Source organism: Streptococcus sp. 9.1(2021) (genome assembly GCF_030466425.1).
Taxonomy (GTDB): Bacteria; Bacillota; Bacilli; order Lactobacillales; family Streptococcaceae; genus Streptococcus; species Streptococcus wuxiensis.
Genome location: NZ_JAGQFU010000002.1, coordinates 381,432 through 399,776, shown reverse-complemented (window position 1 = coordinate 399,776; position 18,345 = coordinate 381,432). Strand labels below are relative to the sequence as shown.

Annotated in this window: 13 protein-coding genes and 1 pseudogene; 12 read left to right on the top strand and 2 right to left on the bottom strand. The window is 40.2% G+C overall.

Going from position 1 to position 18,345, the window contains the following annotated elements; genetic code table 11:
* The first annotated feature begins 10 nt into the window (after positions 1–10).
* The 10 genes and pseudogenes from purH (at position 11) to purB (ending at position 10,565) form a co-directional block, all read left to right on the top strand.
* Positions 11–1,558: a bifunctional phosphoribosylaminoimidazolecarboxamide formyltransferase/IMP cyclohydrolase gene (gene purH, locus KBU52_RS07650; RefSeq protein WP_254724631.1), complete on the top strand. Its 1,548-nt coding sequence runs from the start codon at positions 11–13 to the stop codon at positions 1,556–1,558.
* Positions 1,559–1,679: 121 nt separating this feature from the next.
* The gene (purD, locus tag KBU52_RS07645) at positions 1,680–2,942 is read left to right on the top strand and encodes a phosphoribosylamine--glycine ligase (protein ID WP_254724632.1); all 1,263 of its coding nucleotides are present in this window, start codon (positions 1,680–1,682) and stop codon (positions 2,940–2,942) included.
* A gap of 121 nt (positions 2,943–3,063) precedes the next feature.
* A pseudogene (locus KBU52_RS08875) lies at positions 3,064–3,153 on the top strand (phosphoribosylaminoimidazole carboxylase).
* A gap of 31 nt (positions 3,154–3,184) precedes the next feature.
* Complete coding sequence (gene purE, locus KBU52_RS07640; RefSeq protein ID WP_000805604.1) at positions 3,185–3,673, top strand: 5-(carboxyamino)imidazole ribonucleotide mutase; 489 nt, start codon at positions 3,185–3,187, stop codon at positions 3,671–3,673.
* A complete protein-coding gene (gene purK / locus KBU52_RS07635; RefSeq protein WP_254724633.1) occupies positions 3,660–4,733 on the top strand; it encodes a 5-(carboxyamino)imidazole ribonucleotide synthase in 1,074 nt (357 codons plus the stop codon). The genes purE and purK overlap by 14 nt, the downstream gene beginning before the upstream one ends.
* Positions 4,734–4,752: 19 nt before the next feature.
* Positions 4,753–6,519 carry an AAA family ATPase gene (locus tag KBU52_RS07630; RefSeq protein WP_254724634.1) on the top strand — a complete coding sequence of 589 codons (1,767 nt, stop codon included), beginning with the start codon at positions 4,753–4,755 and terminating at the stop codon, positions 6,517–6,519.
* Between the two features lie 14 nt (positions 6,520–6,533).
* Positions 6,534–6,779, top strand: coding sequence for a phosphoribosylaminoimidazole carboxylase (locus KBU52_RS07625; RefSeq protein WP_254724635.1), 246 nt, complete (start codon positions 6,534–6,536; stop codon positions 6,777–6,779).
* Positions 6,776–8,311, top strand: coding sequence for an AAA family ATPase (locus tag KBU52_RS07620; RefSeq protein WP_254724636.1), 1,536 nt, complete (start codon positions 6,776–6,778; stop codon positions 8,309–8,311). Before KBU52_RS07625 ends, KBU52_RS07620 begins: the two co-directional genes overlap by 4 nt.
* On the top strand, positions 8,304–9,161 hold the full coding sequence (locus tag KBU52_RS07615; protein WP_254724637.1) for an HNH endonuclease: 858 nt from the start codon (positions 8,304–8,306) through the stop codon (positions 9,159–9,161). Before KBU52_RS07620 ends, KBU52_RS07615 begins: the two co-directional genes overlap by 8 nt.
* Before the next feature lie 105 nt (positions 9,162–9,266).
* Positions 9,267–10,565, top strand: a complete 1,299-nt coding sequence (gene purB, locus KBU52_RS07610) for an adenylosuccinate lyase (RefSeq protein WP_254724638.1) — start codon at positions 9,267–9,269, stop codon at positions 10,563–10,565.
* 45 nt (positions 10,566–10,610) lie between these two features.
* On the opposite strand, the gene KBU52_RS07605 is transcribed toward purB, so the two are convergent.
* Together KBU52_RS07605 and KBU52_RS07600 are read right to left on the bottom strand one after the other, a co-directional pair.
* The gene (locus tag KBU52_RS07605) at positions 10,611–14,756 is read right to left on the bottom strand and encodes a family 20 glycosylhydrolase (RefSeq protein ID WP_254724639.1); all 4,146 of its coding nucleotides are present in this window, start codon (positions 14,754–14,756) and stop codon (positions 10,611–10,613) included.
* A gap of 270 nt (positions 14,757–15,026) precedes the next feature.
* A complete protein-coding gene (locus KBU52_RS07600; RefSeq protein WP_006153065.1) occupies positions 15,027–15,743 on the bottom strand; it encodes a GntR family transcriptional regulator in 717 nt (238 codons plus the stop codon).
* A 321-nt stretch (positions 15,744–16,064) separates the two neighbouring features.
* On the opposite strand from KBU52_RS07600, the gene KBU52_RS07595 reads away from it, so the two are divergent.
* Together KBU52_RS07595 and KBU52_RS07590 are read left to right on the top strand one after the other, a co-directional pair.
* Complete coding sequence (locus KBU52_RS07595) at positions 16,065–17,852, top strand: beta-galactosidase family protein (RefSeq protein WP_254724640.1); 1,788 nt, start codon at positions 16,065–16,067, stop codon at positions 17,850–17,852.
* Positions 17,849–18,325 carry a PTS system mannose/fructose/N-acetylgalactosamine-transporter subunit IIB gene (locus KBU52_RS07590; RefSeq protein WP_006152970.1) on the top strand — a complete coding sequence of 159 codons (477 nt, stop codon included), beginning with the start codon at positions 17,849–17,851 and terminating at the stop codon, positions 18,323–18,325. The genes KBU52_RS07595 and KBU52_RS07590 overlap by 4 nt, the downstream gene beginning before the upstream one ends.
* Positions 18,326–18,345: the final 20 nt, after the last annotated feature.

Below are 18,345 nucleotides of genomic sequence, written 5' to 3'. Positions count from 1 at the left end.
AAGAAATAACATGACTAAACGCGCACTAATTAGTGTTTCAGACAAAGCGGGCATTGTTGAATTTGCCCAAGAACTTAAAAAACTTGGTTGGGATATCATCTCAACAGGTGGTACCAAAGTTGCCCTTGACAATGCTGGGGTAGAGACCATTGCCATCGACGATGTGACTGGTTTCCCGGAAATGATGGACGGTCGTGTCAAGACCCTCCACCCAAATATCCATGGCGGTCTCCTCGCTCGTCGTGACTTGGATAGCCACTTGGAAGCGGCTAAAGACAACAAGATTGAGCTCATTGACCTTGTTGTGGTCAACCTTTACCCATTTAAGGAAACTATTCTTAAACCAGATGTGACCTATGCGGATGCCGTTGAAAACATCGATATCGGTGGTCCATCAATGCTTCGTTCAGCAGCGAAGAATCACGCCAGTGTGACTGTTGTTGTAGACCCTGCTGACTATGCTGTGGTTTTGGAGGAATTGGCAGCAAACCGGGAAACAAGTTATGTAACTCGCCAACGTTTGGCAGCCAAGGTTTTCCGTCACACAGCAGCCTATGATGCTTTGATTGCAGAATACTTCACAGCTCAAGTGGGTGAAGCAAAACCTGAAAAACTCACTTTGACCTATGACCTCAAGCAACCAATGCGTTACGGTGAAAACCCTCAACAAGACGCAGACTTCTACCAAAAAGCCTTGCCAACGGACTATTCGATTGCATCAGCGAAACAGCTTAACGGTAAGGAATTGTCCTTTAACAATATCCGCGATGCTGATGCTGCTATCCGTATTATCCGCGATTTCAAAGAACGTCCAACGGTTGTAGCTCTCAAACACATGAACCCGTGCGGTATCGGTCAAGCTGATGACATCGAAACAGCTTGGGATTACGCTTATGAGTCTGACCCAGTATCGATTTTCGGTGGGATCGTTGTTCTCAACCGTGAAGTAGATGCTGCGACAGCTGAGAAGATGCACGGTGTTTTCCTTGAAATCATCATTGCACCAAGCTATACAGATGAGGCGCTAGCTATTTTGACCAACAAAAAGAAAAACTTGCGCATTCTTGCCTTGCCATTTGATGCCCAAGACGCTAGTGAAGTGGAAGCAGAATACACAGGTGTTGTCGGTGGACTCCTCGTACAAAACCAAGACGTGGTCAAAGCAAGCCCAGCTGACTGGCAAGTGGTAACCAAACGCCAACCAACTGAGACAGAAGCGACTGCCCTTGAGTTTGCATGGAAAGCCATCAAGTATGTCAAATCAAACGGAATCATCGTGACTAATGATCACATGACACTTGGCGTTGGCCCTGGTCAAACCAACCGCGTGGCTTCCGTCCGTATTGCCATTGACCAAGCTAAAGATCGCCTTGACGGTGCTGTCCTTGCTTCGGATGCCTTCTTCCCATTTGCGGATAACGTGGAAGAAATCGCTAAAGCAGGTATTAAGGCCATCATCCAGCCAGGGGGGTCAGTCCGTGACCAAGAGTCCATCGAAGCCGCGGATAAATACGGCTTGACCATGGTCTTTACAGGCGTGAGACATTTTAGACATTAAGAAAATAAAAGGGAAGAAAACAGTTTCTTTCCTTTTTTTACTTTAAAAGCGAAACGAAACAAGATTAAAACGAACGTTTATGGTATAATATTAGTAAATAATTCGCAAAAGAGGTTGAAAGATGAAGCTGTTAGTTGTCGGCTCTGGTGGTCGTGAACATGCCATTGCTAAGAAGTTGCTTGAGTCAAAAGACGTTGAAAAAGTCTTTGTAGCTCCTGGGAATGACGGGATGACTCTGGATGGTCTGGAATTGATAAATATCTCTATTTCCGAACATTCTAAATTGATTGAGTTTGCAAAAGCCAACGATATCGCATGGTCCTTTATCGGGCCAGATGATGCCCTTGCGGCTGGGATTGTGGATGAGTTCAATGCAGCTGGTCTCAAATCCTTTGGTCCGACAAGATTGGCAGCGGAGTTGGAGTGGTCTAAGGATTTTGCTAAGGAAATCATGGTCAAGTACGGCGTTCCGACAGCAGCCTATGGCACATTTTCTGACTTTGAGGAAGCCAAGGCTTATATCGAAGAAAAAGGCGCTCCAATCGTAGTCAAGGCAGACGGTTTGGCCCTTGGGAAAGGTGTCGTCGTTGCTGAAACGGTTGAGCAAGCAGTCGAAGCAGCTCACGAGATGCTTTTGGACAATAAATTCGGTGACTCAGGTGCACGTGTGGTCATCGAGGAATTCCTTGACGGGGAAGAGTTCTCTCTCTTTGCCTTTGTCAATGGAGACAAGTTCTACATTATGCCAACGGCTCAGGATCACAAACGTGCTTATGATGGAGACAAGGGTCCCAACACTGGTGGGATGGGTGCCTATGCGCCAGTTCCTCACTTGTCACAGAGCGTGGTTGACACAGCGGTTGACACCATTGTCAAGCCAGTCCTCGAAGGCATGATTAAAGAAGGTCGTCCTTATCTTGGTGTACTTTATGCCGGTCTTATCTTGACAGCTGATGGGCCCAAAGTCATCGAGTTCAACGCTCGTTTTGGAGATCCTGAAACGCAAATCATCTTGCCTCGTTTGACATCTGACTTTGCACAAAATATTACGGATATCCTCGATGGCAAGGAGCCAGCTATTACTTGGACGGATAAGGGTGTGACACTAGGTGTGGTTGTAGCATCAAAGGGCTACCCACTCGCTTATGAGAAAGGTGTCAAGCTTCCTACCAAGACAGAAGGCGACATCATCACTTACTATGCCGGAGCTAAATTTGCTGAAAATGGGAAAGACTTTCTTTCAAACGGAGGCAGAGTTTACATGCTAGTCACCACAGCACATACCGTTAAAGAGGCTCAAGACACTATCTACAGCGAACTCGACAAACAAAACACAGAAGACCTTTTCTATCGTACGGATATCGGAAGCAAGGCAATTAGATAAAGATATAAGAAAAGGCGACGCAGTCGCCAAACCCGATAATGGTCGTTTAATTTGCGAGCATTAGCGAGCTGATATAGAGCAATCACCGCCGTTGTGAAAGAACGATTGGCTTAAAAAGCCAATCGTTTAGGGAAATCGGAAGACTTAAGGCTTCCGATTTAGGCATGAGACACCTTCGGTGGCTGCTGCCGTCCCTCACAACCTAAGGTGATTGTCAAAAAAAGGAAGAAAAAGGATTAAAAATGAAACCAGTAATTTCCATCATCATGGGCTCGAAATCCGACTGGGCAACCATGCAAAAAACAGCAGAAGTCCTAGACCGCTTCGGTGTAGCCTACGAAAAGAAAGTTGTCTCTGCCCACCGCACACCTGACCTCATGTTCAAACATGCCGAGGAAGCACGGAGTCGCGGTATCAAGGTCATTATTGCAGGTGCGGGTGGCGCTGCTCACTTGCCAGGTATGGTAGCAGCCAAAACCACTCTACCTGTTATTGGTGTACCAGTCAAATCACGTGCCCTTAGTGGTGTGGATTCACTCTATTCAATCGTTCAGATGCCAGGTGGTGTGCCAGTCGCAACCATGGCTATCGGTGAAGCAGGTGCGACTAACGCTGCCCTCTTTGCCCTTCGTCTCCTATCAGTAGAGGATCAGGCTATCGCGACAGCTTTAGCAGATTTTGCAGAAGAACAAGGAAAAATCGCAGAGGAGTCTACAAATGAGCTCATCTAAAACAATCGGAATTATCGGTGGCGGTCAGCTGGGTCAGATGATGGCCATTTCTGCTATCTACATGGGGCACAAGGTTATCGCGCTGGACCCTGCGGCTGATTGCCCGGCCTCTCGCGTGGCGGAAATCATCGTGGCGCCTTATAACGATGTGGACGCCCTCCGTCAGTTGGCTGAGCGTTGCGATGTTCTCACTTATGAATTCGAAAATGTCGATGCTGACGGTTTGGATGCGGTTATCAAGGATGGTCAACTCCCTCAAGGGACAGATCTGCTCCGTATTTCCCAAAATCGCATCTTTGAAAAGGACTTTCTCTCAAACAAGGCACAAGTCACTGTGGCACCCTACAAGGTTGTGGCTTCTAGCCAAGACTTGGCAGATATTGATTTGTCGAAAAACTATGTCCTCAAGACTGCGACTGGTGGCTACGATGGCCATGGACAAAAGGTCATTCGTTCAGAAGCAGATTTGGAAGAAGCCTACGCTCTAGCAGATTCAGCAGACTGTGTCTTGGAAGAATTTGTCAATTTTGACCTGGAAATTTCTGTCATTGTGTCTGGGAATGGTAAGGATGTGACGGTTTTTCCCGTTCAGGAAAATATTCATCGCAACAACATTCTTTCAAAAACCATTGTACCTGCTCGTATTTCAGAAAGTCTAGCTGAAAAAGCCCAAGCTATGGCGGTGCAAATTGCTGATCAACTCAATCTTTCTGGAACGCTCTGCGTGGAAATGTTTGCGACCGCTGACGACATCATCGTCAATGAGATTGCTCCACGTCCACACAACTCTGGGCATTATTCTATCGAATCCTGCGACTTCTCCCAGTTTGATACCCATATCTTGGGCGTTCTGGGAGCACCATTACCAACTATCAAGCTGCATGCTCCGGCTGTCATGCTCAATGTCCTCGGCCAACATGTCGAGGTCGCTGAAACATATGTGACAGAAAATCCAAGCGCTCACCTCCACTTATATGGTAAACTAGAAGCAAAGCACAACCGCAAGATGGGACATGTGACTTTGTTTAGTGATGCGCCGGATGAGGTATGGGAACTGTGAACGAAACATTGGAGTTATTATGAAAATCTCGAATATAAAATTACATAATTGGAAGTCATTTAAAGACTTAGATATAAGTATAAATGATTTAATGATAATCATTGGACAAAATAATCATGGAAAATCTAACTTGTTATCTTCTCTGTTATTCTTCTTTGACGGAATAAAAATTAAGGAGGATGATTATTTCAAAGGGACTGAGGAGTTATTTGTTGAGATCGAATTTAAAGAATTAACTAATGAAGAGCAAACGACATTTTCAAAATATGTTACGGAAGCTTGTGAGATGAAAGTAAGAAAAACTGTAAAAATGTCGGGTAATCCTACTTATAATGGTTATACTAAGAGATATACTGAAGAAAATGCGTGGCTTGAGGATGATGAATTTAAGAAATTACTTAGAAATATTGATCTTGAGAATAGTCCGCTTTCTAAATTAAAAAAAATGATATCCTCTGAATTTGAGGGCAATTCAAAAACTAAGCAAGTTGAAGAACTCAAAAGCTTGAGGGAAGAGTATATCAGGTCTCATGGTATTGAAAAAAACTATGTTTTAGAAGAGTCAAATTTTTTAGGAAAAGCAAATATTGCTCAAGGTTTACTTGGTGATGTTTACTATCTTCCGGCCTTGAAAGATACTTCTGATGAGTTAAATTTAAAAGCAAGTTCAATGTTCGGTAAATTATATAATGAGATCCTATTATCTGATGTGAATCAAAATTACTCACAAGCTGTAAGGAATCTGCAAGATGCTATTTCAGTATTGAATCAGAGAAATGCTTCGGTAGAAAAAGAGGAAGATCTGGATGAGATTTCAAAATTAGAAAATGACTTGTCAAATCAACTCAAAGATTGGGGAACAGAAGTTAAAATACAATTCAAGACTCCGGACGTCCCAGAGGTTATGAAATCTTATATTGAAATCTTGTTTGATGATGGAGTTGAAACTGATATATCTCATAAGGGAAATGGTTTACAGCGTACATTTTATCTGTCTTTGATTAAACTTTTAGCTGAAAGATCAAGTAAAGAGGTTAGTGAAAATGAAACCTCCACTAGACAAGCCTCTAAATCAAAATATTTTTTGTTTGAGGAACCTGAATTGTTTCTGCACCCTCAAGCACAAAAGCAATTATTTGATGATTTAGTAAGTTTATCTGAGGGTAATCAGGTCTTTGTTACTACCCACTCCAATAACTTAATTGATTTAGAAAAGTATAAATCTATTTGTATTGTGAGAAAGACTGATAGCGGAGAATCTGAAGTTTCAAAGTGTGATGAAGAACTTTTTCAACAAGAAAATGACAGGGATAAGTGGAAGTATCTAAATTGGATAAATGCTGAAAGAAGTGAGTTGTTTTTTGCTGATAAGGTTATCTTAGTGGAGGGAGATACTGAGGCAGTTAGCATTCCAAGTATTGCAAAGAAGCTGGGAGTCTATAAGCATAGTTTTACTATAATTAATTGTGGAAGTAAGGATAATATCCCACTGTATATGAAGTTGTTAAATAAATTTAAAATACCTTATGTTGCGATTTATGATGTGGACCATCAAGAAGGAAAGTCTATAGAAGCTATTGCAGTTTCTGATAGAAGTACAAGAGCAATTAGAGAGTGTCTTGATGAAAGCTTGGGTTCAACAATTAGTATGGAGAATGATTTTGAAGATGTACTTGGATATAGACCAAGTGGGAACTCAAAACCACTGGCAGCATTAGAATGGATTAATAATAATCAAATACCTGTAATACTGGAAAATAAGATTAATGAAATATATGTGAATTAACAGAGGAAAAATCTATGATTCAACTCATTATCAACGCATTTGTCGAAAAAGAGAAGACAGGAGCAGCCGTCGAACTCTTGTATGCTAGTAGTGATCACGAAAAGGTGAAAGCTAAGTATGAAGAGCTAGTTGCGCGATACCCTGAAAACTACTTAGCTATCTATGATTTACCGTTAGATACGGATTTGAATACCCTGGATCATTATCCATCTGTGTGGATTGGGAAAGAGGAGTTTGAAGGAAATGAGAAAGAAATATGACTTTTAAATTAGTTGATTCTTATGATGAAATTAGATTGGGTGATGATGGATATTATCTAATTCATAGTAATTGGGATGACTGGTTCAAATATGAAACTACTTATTCTTTTTATATTAAGAAAAATGTATCTATAATAAACGTTGGCTCGCTGAAGATAGGCGAAATGGTGATGCTAGGAAGGGTTCCGCGCTTACCTTCGGAATTTGAAAACTTACCAGACAACTTCTTCTCATTAGTTACAGATGAAAGCTTTTATTATGAAATTGATAGGATAGCTAAGGAACAGAGAGAATATATTTTAACTTCTTTAAGGGATGTGGCATTCAATAAAGCTTTGTATGAAAAAGTAAAGGGTACAGATGTTTTTCAGGTTTCTTTAACTAGAGGTATATTAAGTTCAACAATTGAAAATAAATATTTTCGTTTAGCTGAAGGGGATACTAAGCTATCAGACTATGATTTCTCGTTTAGAATGACAGAAAGTTGTTCATTGAATTTTAGAGTGAATCCTCAAAAATTTCCAGCTTCAAATATACATGCAATTATTGGGAGAAACGGAGTTGGGAAATCTTATCTATTAACAGAGATGGTCGACAGTGCAATAAACAAAGATGAGCGATTTTCATTTAATACAGAGTATCAAGATAATTTTTTTTCAAACATAATCTCAGTAAACTTTAGTAATTTTGAAAATAAAAAATTATTTGAAGAGAGTGAAGATAGAAGCAATGGTTATTTATATTATCATTTATCAAATAAAACTGAAGCTAAAAAACCAGAAAAATGTAATTTTTTAAGGGAACAAGATGGAGAAATCATTAACTATGTTCCTGAGGGATGGAATGCGGTATTTATTGAAAGTTTAAGGTTAACATTGAGAAAAAAACCTAAACTTTGGAGAGATTGTATAAACATATTGTATAGCGATCCTATCTTTAGCCAAACAAATGTTCATCTACTTTCTGATACTTTTCAAACTTACTCAGATCTTCGTAAGTTCAACATGGAATCATATAAAATATTTAATAGTTTAAGTTCAGGGCATAAAATTGTATTACTTACAATTACAAAGTTAGTAGAACTGGCATTTGAAAAGACATTAGTTATTCTAGATGAACCTGAATTACATCTACATCCCCCATTGTTAAGTAGTTTTATAAGGAGCCTATCTCATCTACTTATAAAGAGAAACGGAGTTGCGATTTTGGCTACACACTCGCCAGTAATTCTTCAAGAGGTACAAAAAGATTGTGTTTATAAACTAACGAGGGATGTTAAATCTGATGCGATGGATGCTCATAGACCAGATATTGAGACATTTGCTCAAGATATTGGTAGTTTAACTTTTGAAGTTTTTAATTTAGAAGCGAAAGAATCAGGATTTAATACGCTTATTAATCAAATTGCGAGAGAGGGGCTTGATTTTGAAGAATCTTTAAGCAGATTTGATAATAAAATGGGGTCTCTAGGATATAAATTATTATTGTCGAAAATTTTAGAGAGAGAGTTAGGTGATGGACCTGATGCGTAAATTAGAGATTCCATATCTGACACTGGATGATATTTTTTATGACTTAACTCATGGTATTCAAAAGAAGAAATTGATTAATGGTGAGGAAGTAGATTATTTTAATCTATTTGAATTATGTAAAGATAGAATAGTTATATTCGAAGAATTTTATCGTTCTTTAGCATCTACAGGTGAATTGTATTTATTAAAAGAGGAACAATGTATAGTTTCAAGAGATGTGGGCTTTGAAGAGATGAAATATCTTTATGAGGAAAGATTACGTAAAAAGTTCAATGATAGTTTATATACATGGTTAAAAACAAATGATAAAAGAAATTTTCATAAGTGTTCATACTGTGAACAGGGAGACGTTAGTGAGCTAGATCATCTTTTACCCCAATCAAAGTTTCCTATCTTTGCAGTAACACCAATAAATCTAATACCATCTTGCCATGAATGTAATCTTAATAAATTGGATGACGATAGTATGTTGATAAATCCGTATTTTGAAGATACTACTAATGAACACTGGTTGATTTGCAATATTATCAGTCACTCTGGCATTTGTATAGCTCAATACAGATTAGATTTTTCGAATACTCAATATACTCCAGAAATGAAACAAAGTATTCGAAATATTTATGAAAACGGGAAAAATAGCATTATGAAGCGCTATTCAATCTGGGGAAATAATAAGTTAGCTGATAAAATTACAATATGGAAAGAGATTTTTAGAAATAATGGTTCAAAAGAACTAATAAAAATGTTAAAATCAGAAAATTCATCGAGAAAAACAAGCTCTAAGAATTCTTATGAATCTTCTCTTTATGAAGGAATGATTAAATTTATTGATTCAGGTGGAAGCATTTAAATATGAAATTATTTATAGAAAGGAAGAATAGCCTCGTTTTCATTTAACTGAATACGAGCTTCCTTGAACTGAAGCTTTAAACAAAAGAAAGGAAAAATAAACAACATGATTGAAAGATATAGTCGCCCTGAGATGGCGAACATTTGGAGTGAAGAAAATAAATACCGTGCTTGGCTTGAGGTGGAAATCTTGGCTGATGAGGCATGGGCTGAGTTAGGAGAAATCCCTAAGGAAGATGTGGCTTTGATTCGTGAGAAAGCGGACTTTGACATCGACCGTATTTTGGAAATCGAGCAGGAGACTCGCCACGATGTGGTTGCCTTCACACGTGCGGTTTCTGAGACTCTTGGTGAAGAGCGTAAGTGGGTCCACTATGGTTTGACTTCTACTGACGTAGTCGATACTGCCTACGGTTACCTTTACAAGCAAGCCAACGACATCATTCGTCGTGACCTTGAAAACTTCACCAACATCATCGCTGACAAGGCTAAGGAACACAAGTTCACCATTATGATGGGTCGTACCCACGGTGTGCACGCTGAGCCGACAACTTTTGGTCTTAAATTAGCAACTTGGTACAGCGAAATGAAGCGCAACATCGAGCGTTTCGAGCATGCGGCTGCTGGTGTGGAAGCTGGTAAGATTTCTGGTGCGGTGGGTAACTTTGCCAACATCCCACCATTCGTTGAAAAATACGTCTGCGACAAATTGGGTATCCGTGCTCAAGAAATCTCTACACAGGTGCTTCCTCGTGACCTTCACGCTGAGTACTTTGCAGTTCTTGCTAGCATCGCAACTTCTATCGAGCGTATGGCGACTGAGATTCGTGGTCTGCAAAAATCTGAGCAACGTGAAGTGGAAGAGTTCTTTGCTAAAGGTCAAAAAGGTTCTTCAGCAATGCCTCACAAACGTAACCCTATCGGTTCTGAAAATATGACAGGTCTTGCGCGTGTTATCCGTGGTCACATGATTACGGCCTATGAGAATGTTGCTCTCTGGCACGAACGTGATATCTCTCACTCATCAGCTGAGCGCATCATCACACCAGATACGACTATTCTGATCGACTACATGCTCAACCGTTTTGGAAATATCGTCAAGAACTTGACTGTCTTCCCAGAAAACATGATCCGCAACATGAACTCTACATTTGGTTTGATCTTCAGCCAACGTGCCATGCTTGCTTTGATTGAAAAAGGTATGACGCGTGAGCAAGCTTACGACCTTGTTCAACCTAAGACAGCCTACTCTTGGGATAACCAAGTTGACTTCAAACCACTTTTGGAAGCAGACCCAGAAGTAACATCACGTTTGACTCAAGAAGAAATCGACGAAATCTTCAACCCAACTTACTACACCAAACGAGTGGATGAAATCTTCGAACGTATTGGTTTGGGTGACTAATCATAAAACAAAAAAGCGAGATTGTATCTCGCTTTTTATTTATGCTTAATCTTTTTTCTTGCTAAGTCCATATGCTGTGAGTGCAGCCATAAGACCAGTAGCAATCAACCATTCTGAACCCTGGCTTCCTGTCTCAGGAAGTTTATTTTCTTTTGCCACAGGAGCTAGGGCTTGAGGAAGAGCTTTGTTTTCCTCGGCAGGAACAGTTGCTGGAGCTGGTTTACTTGGAATTTCTAATTTTGGTTTTTCTTCTGCAATAGGAGCCGGTATATTTGGAATCTCTAGTGCTGGTTTTTCTTCCGCAACAGGAGCTAGACCTTTTTCATCTCCCACATGTGTTACAGGAGTCCCAACTTCGATGATTTGAGTAACTGGTTCTTGAGCAACAACGCTAGTAACCAATGTTTTCACTTCGCTTCCGTCAGCAGCAGTAGACACCGAGTAGAAATGACTACGACGTCCCTTAACACCTTCAGTTACGACACGAGTTTCTCCCTTAGGTAATGCATCAGTTTCCCGAGTGATAGTTGTAAACGGAATTTCTTCGTCCTCGATGACAACACGTGGTTTGGCATCTGCAACAGGGGCAACTCCTTCTTCGTCTCCTACGTGAGTGACTGGAGTTCCGATTTCGATGATTTGAGTAACTGGTTCTTGAGCAACGACACTAGTAACCAATGTTTTCACTTCGCTTCCGTCAGCAGCAGTAGACACAGAGTAGAAATGACTACGACGTCCCTTAACACCTTCAGTTACGACACGAGTTTCTCCCTTAGGCAATGCATCAGTTTCACGAGTGATAGTTGTAAACGGAATTTCTTCGTCCTCGATGACAACACGTGGTTTGGCATCCGCAACAGGAGCAACTCCTTCTTCGTCGCCGACATGAGTAACAGGAGCTCCAACTTCAACCACTTTGTTGACAGCTTCTTTTGTGACTTTTTCTTCAAGAACTGTTTCGGTTTCCTTACCATTTTCAGTAGTAACTGAGACGTAGATTGTACGTTCACCTTTTGCACCTTCAGTGACAACTTTTTCTTGTCCTGCTGGAAGGTTAGGGTTTTCCTTCTTGACAGTTTCAAATGGAATTTCTTCCGTTCTTGTGATAAGCTCTGGTCGGTTTTCAACGTTGGCAGCAACTTCATTTTCATCAAGGCTTCCTGAGTGAGTTGCAGCTGGTTTGAGACCAAGTCTTGCTGCTTTAAGGTTAGCTACAAGTGTATCCAACTCAGCTTGTTTATTACGGTTGAGATTGTAGTTTAGTGCTTCTTTAGCAGCCTTGAGAGCATCGAGACTTTCTGTGCTATATCCTTCTAAGTTTTCAGGGATTTGAGCAAGTTCCTCGCGTAGAGCCTTGTAATCGGCACGGAAGTAGTCTTTGTTGTGATCTGCAAATGCAGTCATGAGCTCAAAGATTTCTTCTTCTTTGTACTCAGCGCTTGGTCTATCTGCCCAGATAGCTACCATACTACCAACAGTAGGTAGATCAACCTCAGGATATTTAGTTGAAGCTAGCTGGTTGAATGGAGTTTTTTCAGTATTTTCGATAGCTTTCTTGAGGAAGCCTCCACCATCTTCAGGTTTTTGACCGAGGATATAGTACCAGTCTCCGTTAGTGTTAAGGAACTTATACCCCTTGCTTGCTAGATATTGAGGAGATGCAAGGTTATAACCCCACCAACCTTTAGACCAGTAAGAGATGATAACATCTTTATCAAACTCAACATCGTCCTTATCTTCATAGTAGAAACCATCGTTAAAGGCCATTGGTTGCAGACCTTTTTCTTTAGCCATGGCAGCTAGACCATTAGCATAATCTGCAAACTTACCATAGAGTCCATACCACTTGAGGTAGTACCAACCTTGAGCGTTAGTAGCGTCGTTGGCATACTCATCTGTACCATAGTTAAAGATCTTAGTCTTGCCTGCAAAGAAGTCCATGTATTTGCCGATAAGGGCTTTTGTAAAGTTCATTGCTTCTTCGTTTTCAAGGTCCATGGTTGTTTTTGAAACCTTGTCAAAGTTAGCTTGAGGGTTTGCAATGCCCAATTTTTCCATAGCGACAAGCATAGCATCCATGTGGCCAGGACTGTTGATGGCAGGGATAATTCCAATGCCTCTATCTTTAGCATACTGGATAAGTTCAGTGATTTCAGCCTGGTTCAAAGTTGTTCCATTTGGATCGTCGTAGTAAGATTTTGTTCCTTCAATGATGGCATTTTTAACATCGTCACTTGCATAGGTCTTGCCGTTTGCAGTGATCGTCATGTCATCCAAGAGGAAGCGAAGTCCATCATTTCCAAGGAGGAGATGAAGGTCAGAGTAACCAAGTTCGCTGGCTTTATCTACGATACGTTTGAGTTGGTCTAGAGTGAAGTATTTACGTCCAGCATCGATTGAGATAACCTTGTTTTTGGCAAGTTTTTCAACTTCACGTTTGGCATCTTCTTCTTTTTGAGCTTCTGGTGTGAAGGTTAAGTTGCTAACTGCTTCTTGAAGTTTTGCAATTGCTTGGTCAATGCTATCTTGTTCAGCACGGCTAAGGTTGCTATCAAGAGAGCGAATGACTTTTTCAGCTTCTTTAACGGCAGCAATGCTTTCTGCAGTATAGCGACTAAGGTCAGTTGGTACTTCTTTAAGAGCTTGTTCAGCAGACTCGTAGTCAGCAGCGAAATATTCAGCATTTGAATTTGCAAATTGACGCATGAGTTTGAAGAGGCGAGATGGAGAGTAGCGGGCAGATGGAGTATCGGCCCAAGCAGCTACCATACCACCGATGATAGGGATATCGGCACCTTCAGTTTTTGGAACAGAAGTAATCGGTGTGCTCTTAATACCGTTCAAACCTTGGTCTAGGTTATACCAACCCTGTCCATCAGCATTACGGCCGAGAACGTAGTACCAAGCATCATTAGTATTGAGGATTTCGTGCCCTTTTTCAACAAGTAGTTTAGAAGAAGCGACATCGTAACCGCCCCAGCCACCAGTCCACATAGACACGATGATGTCTTTGTCAAAGGTACCAAAAGTAGTATCGCTATTATAGTAGATACCGTCATTGAAGGCCATTGGTTTCAGACCGTGAGATTTGACGATACGAGCTAGGTCATTAGCATAGGCGATGAATTTATCATAACCCTTGTCTGGGAAACCATCTTCTGGATACCATTTATAGGCTTGAAGTACACTCCATCCTTTGGCATTAGTAGCATCGTTAGCATACTCATCCAAACCGATGTTAAAGATTTCAGACTTGCCAGCAAAGTAAGCAGCGTATTTATCAATCAAAGCTTTTGTGAAGGCAACAGCCTTTTCGTTGTCAAGGTCAACTGTACGTTCTGATTCTTTACCAAAGTAGTTGAAGTTAGGTTTTTCAATGCCAAGTTCTTTCATGGCGTTAAGGATAGCATCCATATGACCAGGGCTATTGACTGTTGGGATAAGTCCAATACCTTTATTCTTAGCATAACCAATCAAGTCGGTCATTTCACTTTCAGTTAGATGATTACCGTTTGGATCATTGTAGTAGGCATTGGTTCCATTTTCAACAGCACGTTTGACATCATCGCTTGCGTAAGTTTTGTCACCTACAGTTAGAGACATATCATCAAGCATGAAGCGCAAGCCATCATTTCCGACTAAAAGGTGAAGATCAGTATAACCATAGTGTTTGGCTTTGTCGATGATTTCTTTCAGTTGGTCTGGAGAGAAGTATTTACGTCCAGCATCGATAGAAACAATTTTCTTTTTAGCCAGTTTTTCATTCACTTGAGCTGCTCGTTCTGTAGCGACTGCGGGTGCTTCGACCTTAGCAACTTCTTTGTTTTCTTCTTTTTCAGATTCTGTCTTCTTAGCTTCTTCAGTAATTTCTGCCTTAGCTGGAGTTCCTTCTGCTGTGACTGGTTCTGCTACGGCAGGTGCAGGAGCAACTTCAACTTTTGGAGCTTCAGTAGTTGCTACTGGAGCAGCTGGAGTAGCGTTTTCTGTTGTTGGAGCAGTCTCGAGTTTTTCTTCACTCGTTGGTGGAGTGACTTCTCCAGTGGTTTGGACAGCAGGCTGATTTTCTGTTGGAGCAGGTACGACTCCGTCAGCAGTAACGGCCTGCGCCTGAAAGGCAAATCCGATCAATACAGAAGCTGCTCCGATTGCATATTTACGAATAGAGAAGCGCTGTTTATTTTCTGGTTTCATTAAAAAACCTCCCCTTTTATATTTTTGATAGCGTTTTCACATACTAACTCTATTTTATGTTCTAACTAAAATAAAGTCAAGTTTTTGAGGAAATTACTATAAAAAATAGAATAATTTATAAATTAAGATATATTTTTCTAATTTTGACTATTTTTTAGTAAAAAGGTTACTAATTATAGAATTGCTTGAAATGCTATTTCCAGGGAAGGGAGCTGATGCTATAATGGGTATATAAAAACCCTGAGACAGTTGCCTCAGGATTTTTATAAATTAGTGACCACGGTCACAAGAAATGAATTTAATTTTGTAGAAATCAGAACGTTTATAAGTTTCGATGTATTCCAAAACTTGACCAGTTGCTTCAAGCTGAGTTGTCTTAGTTTGGAAAACAGTTGGGAATTTAGTGTCGATTCCTAAAATAGAAGCGGCATGTTTTGGAGTCGGAAATACAATTTCGTTAATTTCTTCAAAATGCTCGTCATTCATGTGAATGTGGTAGTCCAATTTGAAACGAGTATAGATAGAACTATAGTATTCAAGATTTGGATAGTTGGCATTGATGTATTGTTCAGGAATGTATGAATTGTGATAGATATAGGTAACGCCATTTGTTTCACGAACACGTTCAATCTTATAATAGAATTGATCGCCGCGTAGGCCAAGTTTTTCTAAATATTTAAGATCGTTCCCACGTTCGATAGAAAGAACAGTTACTTTATCATCTTTGGTTTCGAAGATTTCTACATCAGAAAATTCAACGAGTTTATGTTTACGTGCACGAGCTACGAAAGTTCCTTTACCTTGTTGGCGGACAATATATCCATCTTTGGCAAGGTCGTTCAAGGCACGAACGACTGTGATTGAACTAACATCATACATGGAAATCAATTCTGCTTCAGTGTAGAACTTATCTCCACTAGCAAATTGACCAGAAATGATCTTATTTTTCAATTCATCTTTAATGTATTGGTACTTTGGAATTGCCATATTTTCACCTCATTTTTTTCCTTCTCCACTTATCATTTTAACATAAAATCTAAAAAATAGCTGAAAAGCACAAAAAAAATTAAAATATCGGAATAAGAATTTAGGATAGATATAAATAATTCGTGTTTTCCTCCTTAATTTCATTAGTTTTTCAGAATGTTGATTTTATGGGATTTGAGAAGAGTTTTAGAAAAGATTCAGTAAAAAAATAGAAAAATTTTAAAGAAAATTTCAAAAAGTATTGACATTAATCCCCGATTAGTTTATAGTTGATATAACAATACATGAAAGCGCAAACTTTTCGCTTTTAGGGGAGGAAGAATGGCAAGATTTGAAATTAAAGATGATTTCTATCTGGATGGGAAACCATTCAAGATTTTGTCTGGCGCCATTCACTATTTTAGAGTTCCTGCGGAAGATTGGCATCATTCATTGTATAACCTCAAGGCACTAGGTTTCAATACGGTTGAGACTTATGTTGCTTGGAACATGCATGAACCTGCTGAAGGTAACTTTAACTTTGAAGGCAATCTTGATTTAGAGAGATTTCTTCAAGCTGCACAAGATTTGGGCTTATATGCAATTGTACGTCCTTCTCCATTTATCTGTGCAGAATGGGAATTCGGTGGTTTACCAGCATGGCTCTTGACCAAGGATATGAGAATACGGTCATCTGACCCAGCTTTCATTGACACGGTTGGTCGCTACTATGATCAGTTGCTTCCACGTCTAGTTCCGAGATTATTGGAAAACGGTGGGAATATTCTCATGATGCAAGTCGAAAATGAGTACGGATCCTATGGCGAGGACAAGACCTACTTGAGGGAAATTCGACGTTTGATGGAAGAACGAGCAGTTACTTGTCCGCTTTTCACATCAGATGGACCATGGAGAGCAACTCTTAAGGCTGGAACCTTAATTGAGGATGATCTCTTTGTGACAGGGAACTTTGGTTCCAAGGCTGCTTATAATTTCTCACAGATGCAAGAATTCTTTGATGAGCACGGCAAGAAATGGCCACTCATGTGTATGGAATTCTGGGATGGATGGTTCAATCGATGGAAAGAACCAATCATCAAGCGTGAACCTGAGGAATTAGCAGAAGCTGTCCACGAGGTTTTAGAGCAAGGCTCTATTAACCTTTACATGTTCCATGGCGGAACCAACTTTGGTTTTATGAATGGTTGTTCAGCTCGAGGAACCATTGATTTACCACAAGTAACATCTTATGATTATGACGCTCTTCTTGATGAAGCTGGTAACCCAACTGCTAAATATTTCGCAGTGAAAGAAATGATGGCGACTTACTATCCTGAGTATCCGCAATCTGAACCGCTTTACAAAGAGAGTATGGAAGTAGAAGCAATTCCGCTAGTTGAAAAAGTTTCCTTGTTTGAAACCTTGGATAGCCTGACAAGTCCTATCGAAAGTCTCTATCCTAAGAAAATGGAAGAGCTAGGACAAGGTTACGGCTACCTACTCTATCGTACGGAAGCAAGTTGGGATGCGGATGAAGAACGCATTCGAATTATTGACGGACGTGATAGAGCTCAGCTCTTTATCGATGGTAAATGGGTGGCAACACAGTACCAAACAGAAATCGGTGAAGATATCTTTTATCAAGGTGAAAAGAAAGCGCTCTCTAGATTTGACATCCTCATTGAAAATATGGGGCGTGTCAACTATGGACACAAATTCTTAGCAGATACGCAGCGAAAAGGAATTCGCACAGGTGTTTGTAAAGATTTGCATTTCTTGCTCAACTGGAAGCAATATCCACTTCCTCTTGATACCCCAGAGAATATTGATTTCTCTAAGGGATGGACAGAAGGGCAACCCGCCTTTTACGCCTTTGACTTTGAAGTTGAGGCGCCAAAGGATACTTACTTAGACTTATCTGAGTTTGGTAAAGGGATTGCTTATATCAACGGACATCATCTAGGTCGTTTCTGGAATGTCGGTCCAACCTTATCTCTTTATATTCCACATAGCTATCTCAAAGAAGGTGCCAACCGCATCATTATCTTTGAAACAGAAGGGGAATATAAGGAACACATACATTTAACTTGTAAACCTACACTAAAACTTATAAAGGGGGAAAACTTATGACAATTGTAGGATGCCGTATTGATGGGCGCTTAATTCACGGACAAGTAGCAAACCTTTGGTCTGCTAAACTTAATGTTTCACGTATCATGGTCGTTGACAATGATGTTGTGAACAACGACGTTGAAAAAAGCGGCTTGAAACTCGCAACACCACCAGGTGTAAAACTTAGTATTTTGCCAGTTGATAAAGCAGCAGCGAATATCCTTGCTGGTAAATACGATAGCCAACGTCTTTTGATTGTAGCACGCAAACCTGACCGTTTCCTCGGTTTGGTAGAAGCAGGTGTGCCACTTGAAACTGTCAATGTCGGCAACATGTCTCAAACACCAGAAACACGTGCGATCACACGTTCTATTAACGTTGTTGATAAAGATGTAGAAGATTTCCGTAAATTAGCGGAAAAAGGTGTTAAACTTACTGCTCAAATGGTTCCAAATGATCCAGTTTCAGACTTTTTGAGCTTATTAAAATAGGAAAAAATTTTTAGGAGGTC

Coding starts and splice junctions, on each gene's coding strand:
- purH (WP_254724631.1), top strand. CDS start 11: ATGACTAAACGCGCACTAATTAGTGTTTCAGACAAAGCGGGCATTGTT.
- purK (WP_254724633.1), top strand. CDS start 3,660: ATGAGCTCATCTAAAACAATCGGAATTATCGGTGGCGGTCAGCTGGGT.
- KBU52_RS07630 (WP_254724634.1), top strand. CDS start 4,753: ATGAAAATCTCGAATATAAAATTACATAATTGGAAGTCATTTAAAGAC.
- purE (WP_000805604.1), top strand. CDS start 3,185: ATGAAACCAGTAATTTCCATCATCATGGGCTCGAAATCCGACTGGGCA.
- purD (WP_254724632.1), top strand. CDS start 1,680: ATGAAGCTGTTAGTTGTCGGCTCTGGTGGTCGTGAACATGCCATTGCT.
- purB (WP_254724638.1), top strand. CDS start 9,267: ATGATTGAAAGATATAGTCGCCCTGAGATGGCGAACATTTGGAGTGAA.
- KBU52_RS07590 (WP_006152970.1), top strand. CDS start 17,849: ATGACAATTGTAGGATGCCGTATTGATGGGCGCTTAATTCACGGACAA.
- KBU52_RS07625 (WP_254724635.1), top strand. CDS start 6,534: ATGATTCAACTCATTATCAACGCATTTGTCGAAAAAGAGAAGACAGGA.
- KBU52_RS07605 (WP_254724639.1), bottom strand. CDS start 14,756: ATGAAACCAGAAAATAAACAGCGCTTCTCTATTCGTAAATATGCAATC.
- KBU52_RS07620 (WP_254724636.1), top strand. CDS start 6,776: ATGACTTTTAAATTAGTTGATTCTTATGATGAAATTAGATTGGGTGAT.
- KBU52_RS07595 (WP_254724640.1), top strand. CDS start 16,065: ATGGCAAGATTTGAAATTAAAGATGATTTCTATCTGGATGGGAAACCA.
- KBU52_RS07600 (WP_006153065.1), bottom strand. CDS start 15,743: ATGGCAATTCCAAAGTACCAATACATTAAAGATGAATTGAAAAATAAG.
- KBU52_RS07615 (WP_254724637.1), top strand. CDS start 8,304: ATGCGTAAATTAGAGATTCCATATCTGACACTGGATGATATTTTTTAT.